We start from the raw sequence: 1,947 nt of genomic DNA on the forward strand, positions 1-1,947 counted from the left end.
GTATCTGGTGTTTACCATTGCCGATGCCCCGCACCCTGAAAAGCCGGGCATGACGGATGTCGCGGCCGCAAATGCGGGGGTTATGGCCGGCAATATCATCAGGCGTTCAGCTGCCATGCTTGGCGTGAAGCCAGATTTCAGCCATGAAAATGGTGCAACGCTGGTTTCCTATCAGTGATTCTTAGGGCGCGCCGGCAACAGCGCGCTATTTTGTTGCGGTGAACGGGACTCGATGAAGCTCAGAGATCTAGCCGGTATCCTGCCCGTCGAGGGAATAGCTTCCGTCGATCTGGAGGTTACAGGGATTTCTTCGGATTCCCGCCAGGTAAAAGCGGGTGTTGTCTTCTTTGCGCTCGCGGGAACCAAGGCCGACGGTGCCGTTTATGCCGCCGACGCCGCCGCGCGCGGTGCGGCCGCGATCGTAGCGGGCAAGGGCAGCACCGTTGCCGGGCTGTCGGTCCCGGTATTGGCAGTCGACGATCCGCGCCTGGCGTTGGCGCTGAGTGCGGCCCGCTATTTCGGCAAGCAGCCTGAGATAATGGTCGCGGTGACCGGCACCAGCGGCAAGACTTCGGTCGCGGCTTTCACCAGGCAGATCTGGGAGCAGTCCGGTTATGCCGCCGCTTCGATCGGCACCACTGGCGTAGTGGCGCCTGGGCGCAACGACTATGGCTCGCTGACGACGCCCGATCCAGTCGCCCTGCATCAATTGCTGCGGGAATTGGCGGATGCCGGCGTCACCCACGCCTCGATGGAAGCCTCCAGCCATGGGCTCGACCAGCGCCGTCTCGACGGCGTGAGGCTGGCGGCCGGCGGCTTCACCAATCTCGGCCGCGACCATATGGACTATCATCCGACCATCGAGGACTATCACCGCGCCAAATTGCGCCTGTTCGACGCGCTGCTGCCGAAAGGCGCACCGGCCGTCATCTTCGCCGACGATCCATGGTCGGCACCGACTTTTCAGGCGGCGCGGGCCGCCAGGCTCGAAGTGCTGACGGTTGGCCGCCATGGCGATTTCCTCAGGCTGAAGCGGGTTGAGCATGAACGCCATCGCCAGCGGGCCGAGGTCGAGGCCGATGGCATGCTCTACGAGATCGACCTGCCGCTGGCCGGTGATTTCCAGATTTCGAACGCGCTGGTTTCGGCGGGTCTTGCCATTTCCACGGGAACACCTGTCGCCAAGGCCTTGCTGGCGTTGGAGAAATTGAAGGGCGCGCCGGGCCGGCTCGACCTCGTCGGCACCACCGGCAATGGCGCGCCGGTCTATGTCGATTATGCCCACAAGCCCGACGCGCTGGAAAACGTGCTGGCCTCGGTGCGCCCATTCACGACCGGCCGCGTCATCGTCGTGTTCGGCTGCGGCGGCGACCGCGACCGGGGAAAAAGACCGATCATGGGCGAGATTGCGACGCGGCTTGCAGATGTTGTCATCGTCACCGACGACAATCCGCGCTCCGAAGTGCCGGAAACGATCCGCGCCGCTATTTTGGCCGCCGCCCCCGGCGCCATCGAGATCGGCGACCGGCGCCAGGCGATCCACGAGGCGGTCGCCATGCTGCATGCCGGCGACACGCTGATCGTGGCCGGCAAGGGCCACGAGGAAGGCCAGACGATCGGCTCCGAAACCTTGCATTTCTCCGATCACGAGGAAGTTCGCGCGGCACTTACGGAGCGTGCCGCATGAGCTTGCTGTGGACCTGCGAGGCGCTGGTTGCCGCCATGGACGGGCGGCCGTTGGGGCCGATGCCGGAAGGCATTTCCGGCATTTCGATCGACAGCCGCAGCCTGCAGCCGGGCGACGCCTTCTTCGCCATCAAGGGCGAGGCGATGGACGGCCATGATTTCGCCACCGCCGCCATCAAGGCCGGCGCCGGCGTGCTGGTGGTGGCCGAAGGCAAGCTGCCGTCGCTCGGCCGGCTGACGGCGCCGATTATCGTCGTCGAG

2 protein-coding genes and 1 pseudogene are annotated in these 1,947 nt (G+C 64.9%); all 3 read left to right on the plus strand.

Features of this window, described 5'->3' with window-relative positions; genetic code table 11:
* A pseudogene (locus EN750_RS41120) lies at positions 1-178 on the plus strand (penicillin-binding protein 2); the annotation flags it as partial.
* A gap of 54 nt (positions 179-232) precedes the next feature.
* Complete coding sequence (locus EN750_RS31960) at positions 233-1,687, plus strand: UDP-N-acetylmuramoyl-L-alanyl-D-glutamate--2,6-diaminopimelate ligase (protein ID WP_127399080.1); 1,455 nt, start codon at positions 233-235, stop codon at positions 1,685-1,687.
* On the plus strand, positions 1,684-1,947 hold a 264-nt coding region (locus EN750_RS31965), incomplete at its 3' end, for a Mur ligase domain-containing protein (protein ID WP_245482870.1). The genes EN750_RS31960 and EN750_RS31965, both read left to right, overlap by 4 nt.

Source organism: Mesorhizobium sp. M7A.F.Ca.ET.027.03.2.1 (assembly GCF_003999175.1).
GTDB lineage: Bacteria > Pseudomonadota > Alphaproteobacteria > Rhizobiales > Rhizobiaceae > Mesorhizobium.

Coding starts and splice junctions, on each gene's coding strand:
- EN750_RS31960 (WP_127399080.1), top strand. CDS start 233: ATGAAGCTCAGAGATCTAGCCGGTATCCTGCCCGTCGAGGGAATAGCT.